We start from the raw sequence: 5,276 nt of genomic DNA, 5'->3' as shown, positions 1-5,276 counted from the left end.
GTCGATCGTCTACGGCATGTGGGGCCTGCTCGTGTTCGCGCCGATCTTCGCTGAATACTTCGAGAAGCCGCTCGGCATTTTCGCGGGCGTGTATCTCGCCGAGTACGGGCAGAAGGGCTGGCTCGCGAGCGTGACGCGCTTCATCAACGACATCCTGCTGTCGGCGCCGTCGATCGTCGTCGGTCTGTTCGTGTATGCGATCGTCGTGGCGAAGATGGGCCGTTTCTCGGGCTGGGCCGGCGTGATCGCGCTGGCGCTGCTGCAGATTCCGATCGTGATCCGCACGACCGAGAACATGCTGAAGCTCGTGCCGAACGCGCTGCGTGAAGCGGCTTTCGCGCTTGGTACGCCGAAGTGGAAGATGGTGATGTCGATCACGCTGAAGGCGTCGGTCGGCGGCATCGTCACCGGCGTGCTGCTGGCGGTCGCGCGTATCACCGGCGAAACCGCGCCCTTGTTGTTCACGGCGCTGTCGAACCAGTTTTTCTCGATGGACTTGAATCAGCCGATCGCCAACCTGCCGGTCACGATCTACAAGTTCGCAATGAGTCCGTTCCCGCAGTGGCAATCGCTCGCGTGGGCCGGTGTGTTCCTGATTACGCTCGGCGTGCTGGGTCTGAATATCCTGGCGCGTGCGATCTTCTCGAAGAAATAAGGGCGGAGTGATTCCATGAATATGGTCGAAAGTGGTGTCAACCACCTGAATTCGAAGACTGAAGACAAGCCGGTCGAGCGCGGTCCGGTGCCGGGCAGCGTGCGTCCGACGCACGGCGCGCCGTCGCTGGATTCGATGAAGCCGAAGATCGAGGTGAACAACCTCAACTTCTTCTACAACAAGTATCACGCGCTGAAGAACATCAACCTGCGCATTCCCGAGAAGAAGGTCACGGCCTTCATCGGGCCGTCGGGTTGCGGCAAGTCCACGCTCCTGCGCACCTTCAACAAGATGTACGCGCTCTATCCGGAACAGCGCGCCGAAGGCGAGATCCTGATGGACGGCGTGAACCTGCTCGACACCACCAAGGACATCTCGCTGCTGCGCGCGCGTGTCGGCATGGTGTTCCAGAAGCCGACGCCGTTCCCGATGTCGATCTACGACAACATTGCGTTCGGCGTAAAGATGTTCGAGCAGCTGTCGCGTTCGGAAATGGACGATCGCGTCGAATGGGCGCTGACCAAGGCGGCGCTCTGGACCGAGGTGAAGGACAAGCTGCAGCAGAGCGGCTATGGCCTGTCGGGTGGTCAGCAGCAGCGCCTGTGCATTGCGCGCGGCATCGCGATCCGTCCGGAAGTGCTGTTGCTCGACGAACCGTGCTCGGCGCTCGACCCGATTTCGACGGGCCGCATCGAAGAGCTGATCGCTGAATTGAAGAGCGATTACACGGTGGTCATCGTGACGCACAACATGCAGCAGGCGGCGCGTTGTTCGGACTACACTGCCTATATGTATCTGGGTGAACTGATCGAATTCGGCGATACCGAAAAGATCTTCATCAAGCCGGCCCGCAAGGAAACGGAAGACTACATCACGGGCCGCTTTGGCTGATCGTCAGCCCAGGCAAAACACACAGGCTTAAGGAGCACACATGTCCGACAAACATCTTTCTAGCCAGTTCGACGCCGACCTCAATGCGGTGTCGTCGAAGGTGCTGGAAATGGGCGGTCTGGTCGAGTCGCAGATCATCGCGGCGATGCAGGCGCTGAACGAATTCGACATCGGCATCGCCGACCAGGTGATCGCGGCGGAAGCGCGTCTGAACACGATGGAAGTCGAGATCGACGAGGAGTGCAGCAACATCATCGCGCGCCGCCAGCCGGCCGCGCGTGACCTGCGTCTGTTGATGGCCATCTCGAAGACCATCACGAATCTCGAGCGCGCCGGCGACGAAGCCGAGAAGATCGCCAAGCGCGTGAAGCGCATCAACGAAGACGGCGCGGGCCGCACGGTGAACATCGCCGAGATCCGTCTGTCGGGCGAGATGGCGGTGTCCATCCTGCGCCGCGCGCTGGATGCGTTCGCGCGTCTGGACACCGTGGCGGCCGCGCAGATCGTGCGCGACGACAAGGCCATCGACGACGAATTCCGCGCCTTCGTGCGCAAGCTCGTGACGTACATGATGGAAGACCCGCGCACCATTTCGGCGGGTCTGGATTACCTGTTCATCGCGAAGGCGGTGGAGCGCATCGGTGATCACGCGAAGAACATCGCCGAGTTCATCATCTACATCGTCAAGGGCACGGACGTGCGGCACAAGTCGCGCGACCAGCTCGAACGCGAGGCGTTGAGTTAATTTCGCCGCGTAACAACCCAAGCAAAAAGGTCCAGAGGTGCCGATGCCCAGCAGTATCCTCGTCGTCGAAGACGAACCCGCGATCTCCGAGCTGATCTCGGTGAATCTCCAGCATGCGGGGCATTGCCCCATTCGCGCTTATAACGCGGAGCAGGCGCAAAACCTGATCAGTGACGTGCTGCCCGATCTCGTGCTGCTCGACTGGATGCTGCCCGGCAAGTCGGGCATTGCGTTCGCACGCGAGCTGCGCAACAACGAGCGCACCAAGCACATTCCGATCATCATGCTGACGGCGCGTGGCGACGAGCAGGACAAGGTGCTCGGACTGGAGATCGGCGCGGACGACTACGTCACGAAGCCGTTCTCGCCGAAGGAACTGATGGCGCGCATCAAGGCGGTGCTGCGCCGGCGGGCGCCGCAGCTGACGGAAGACGTGGTGGCGATCAACGGCTTGCGGCTCGATCCGGCGACGCATCGTGTTGCGGCGAGTCATTCGGGCAACGACATCAAGCTCGATCTCGGTCCGACCGAGTTCCGCCTGCTGCACTTCTTCATGACGCACCCGGAGCGAGTCCACAGCCGCACGCAGTTGCTCGACCAGGTGTGGGGCGATCACGTGTTCGTGGAAGAGCGTACGGTCGATGTGCATATCAAGCGTTTGCGCGCCGCGCTCAAGCCGGCGGGCTGCGATGCTATGATCGAAACGGTCCGTGGCAGCGGTTACCGGCTCGCGAAGAGCGCCTGAAACAAGGTGTGACACGGCGGGCGGCTGCTGCCAGGTTTCTCGTCGGTTCTGCTGTATCAACGTCACTCAGATTCATCGCCACCATGAACATCATCTGGACGCGCGCCATCGTGTCCTTCGCGCTGCTCGCGGGCATCAGCGCCGCGCTTGGCGCGCTGGCCGGCGTGCGCGTCGCGCTGGCTTTCGCGGTGCTCATGCTTGTCGTGCAGGGCTTCTTCGTCACGTATCACATGCAGCGTCTGTGGCGTCTGCTGGAAGCGCCGGTGTACGGCGAAGTGCCGAGCGCGCTCGGCGTCTGGGGCGAAATCTACTACCGTCTGCACAAGCTCGCGAAGCGCTGGCATGCCCAGGTGCGGCAGGTCGAGCAACAGCATGCGCGTTTCATCCAGGCTATTCAGGCTTCGCCGAACGGCGTCGCGATGCTGGACGATCACGATCAGATTGAATGGTGCAACGCGATTGCCGAGCAGCATTTCGGGCTCGATGCGAAGCGCGACTTGCGCCAGCACATCACGCATCTGGTGCGGAATCCCGACTTCATCCGCTATCTGAATTCACACCATTACGAGGAGACGCTCGTGATGCGCGGCATGGGTGTGAACCGCAAGTACACGGTGTCGGTGCAGGTGTTTCCGTACGGCGACAACCGCAAGCTGGTGCTGACGCAGGACATCACCGAGCTGGAGCGCACGGATTCCATGCGCCGCGATTTCGTCGCCAATGTTTCGCATGAGTTGAAGACACCGCTGACGGTGTTGTCGGGCTTTCTTGAAACGATGCGCGAGTTGCCGCTCGATGAAGCGGATCGCATGCGTTATCTCGACATGATGAACCAGCAGGCGCTGCGGATGCAGAACATCGTGCGCGATCTGCTGGTGCTGGCGAATCTCGAAGGCGACATGCGTCCGCCGGGCGATGAGGTGCTGGACATGCGCTCGGTCATCCGGCATATCGAGGACGATGCGAACAATCTGTCCAATGGGCGGCATCGGATTACGTTTCATAGCGATGACTCGCTGACCGTGGCGGGTGTCGAGACGGAAGTGATGAGCGCGCTCGGGAATCTCGTCACGAATGCTGTTCGGTATACGCCTGACGGCGGGACGATCGATGTTTCGTGGGAGCGGGTTAAGGACCGCGCGGTGTTCTCGGTACGGGACAGCGGGTTCGGTATTCCGGCTGAGCATATTCCGCGGCTCACGGAGCGGTTTTATCGCGTGGATCGCAGCCGTTCAAGGGATACCGGTGGAACCGGTTTGGGGCTCGCCATCGTCAAGCATGTGCTGCAGAGGCATCACGCTGAGCTTGATGTCAAAAGTGAGGTGGGGAGGGGGAGTACGTTTGTCGTCAGGTTTCCCGCCTCGCGGACGGCTTTTCGGAAGTCTCTCGCGGCTTAGGGTTGAGGTTTGCCAGCGCTTCCATGGACTTCCTGTGTTCGCGTCGGTCTGCTAGCACTGCCCCTCCCCGGGGCGGGGGTAACTTTCTTTGCCGCTGCAAAGAAAGTCACCAAAGAAAGCAGCTTTTTTTCTCGCCCAGCGTCATCACACGGGCTCAGCACAGAACCATGTTTCTGGCACTGCAGTAGAGAGTGCCTTCATAGGCCACACCCGGCGTGGATCGCGGACCCACTGTGAAATCGCACCACAGAACAGACTGGTGCAGCCCTTGCATGCTCCGGCGCTGCGCTACGCGCCGCCGACCGGTCAATCGGGGATGCCAGTGCACTCTTGCTTACGCGTCCATCACATTGCTCTTGCCTCCCACTGGTTTCCCTTGCATACCCTCCGGCAGCGCGTAGCGCTGGGCCGGAACCCTCAGGTGCTGCACCAGTTCGCTGAACGGCAGTTTGTCCCAGTGGGTCCGCGATCCACGCCCGGTGTGGCCTATGAGGGCACGCTCTACGGCCGGGCCAGAAACGGGGTTCTGTGCTGCGCCCATTTGATGACGCTGGGCGAGAAAAAGCTGCTTTCTTTGGTGACTTTCTTTGCAGCGGCAAAGAAAGTCACCCCCGCCCCGGGGAGGGGCAGTGCTAATAAACCGACGCGAACACAGGAAGTCCATAGAAGCGCTGGCAAACAAAAGCAACCCACGCGAAGGACGAGAGCGAAGACCCCCGCCCCGGGGAGGGGCAGTGCTAATAGACCGACGCGAACACAGGAAGTCCATAGAAGCGCTGGCAAACAAAAGCAACCCACGCGAAGGACGAGAGCGAAGACCCCCGCCCCGGGGAGGGGCAGTGC

At 61.1% G+C, this 5,276-nt stretch carries 5 protein-coding genes; all 5 read left to right on the top strand.

The window, feature by feature from the left end:
• Positions 1-655, top strand: a 655-nt coding sequence (pstA, locus tag QCE64_RS08685) for a phosphate ABC transporter permease PstA (RefSeq protein WP_310003453.1), incomplete at its 5' end; no start/stop codon positions are given.
• A 15-nt stretch (positions 656-670) separates the two neighbouring features.
• A complete protein-coding gene (pstB, locus tag QCE64_RS08680; protein ID WP_309809049.1) occupies positions 671-1,546 on the top strand; it encodes a phosphate ABC transporter ATP-binding protein PstB in 876 nt (291 codons plus the stop codon).
• A gap of 40 nt (positions 1,547-1,586) precedes the next feature.
• Complete coding sequence (phoU, locus tag QCE64_RS08675) at positions 1,587-2,291, top strand: phosphate signaling complex protein PhoU (protein WP_309809047.1); 705 nt, start codon at positions 1,587-1,589, stop codon at positions 2,289-2,291.
• A gap of 43 nt (positions 2,292-2,334) precedes the next feature.
• Entirely contained in the window at positions 2,335-3,036 is a 702-nt protein-coding gene (gene phoB / locus QCE64_RS08670; RefSeq protein WP_008342029.1) for a phosphate regulon transcriptional regulator PhoB, read from the top strand.
• An 83-nt stretch (positions 3,037-3,119) separates the two neighbouring features.
• Positions 3,120-4,433, top strand: coding sequence for a phosphate regulon sensor histidine kinase PhoR (phoR, locus tag QCE64_RS08665; RefSeq protein ID WP_309919792.1), 1,314 nt, complete (start codon positions 3,120-3,122; stop codon positions 4,431-4,433).
• The last annotated feature ends 843 nt before the right edge of the window (positions 4,434-5,276 follow it).

This window comes from Caballeronia sp. LZ043, from assembly GCF_031451075.1.
In the GTDB taxonomy this organism is placed as follows: domain Bacteria; phylum Pseudomonadota; class Gammaproteobacteria; order Burkholderiales; family Burkholderiaceae; genus Caballeronia.
The sequence above is the reverse complement of the archived record's forward strand: the minus strand, read 5'-3'. Positions and strand labels throughout refer to the sequence as shown.

Bases quoted from the DNA above. Each gene is read 5' to 3' on its own strand.
- pstB (WP_309809049.1), top strand. From the start codon at position 671: ATGAATATGGTCGAAAGTGGTGTCAACCACCTGAATTCGAAGACTGAA.
- phoU (WP_309809047.1), top strand. From the start codon at position 1,587: ATGTCCGACAAACATCTTTCTAGCCAGTTCGACGCCGACCTCAATGCG.
- phoB (WP_008342029.1), top strand. From the start codon at position 2,335: ATGCCCAGCAGTATCCTCGTCGTCGAAGACGAACCCGCGATCTCCGAG.
- phoR (WP_309919792.1), top strand. From the start codon at position 3,120: ATGAACATCATCTGGACGCGCGCCATCGTGTCCTTCGCGCTGCTCGCG.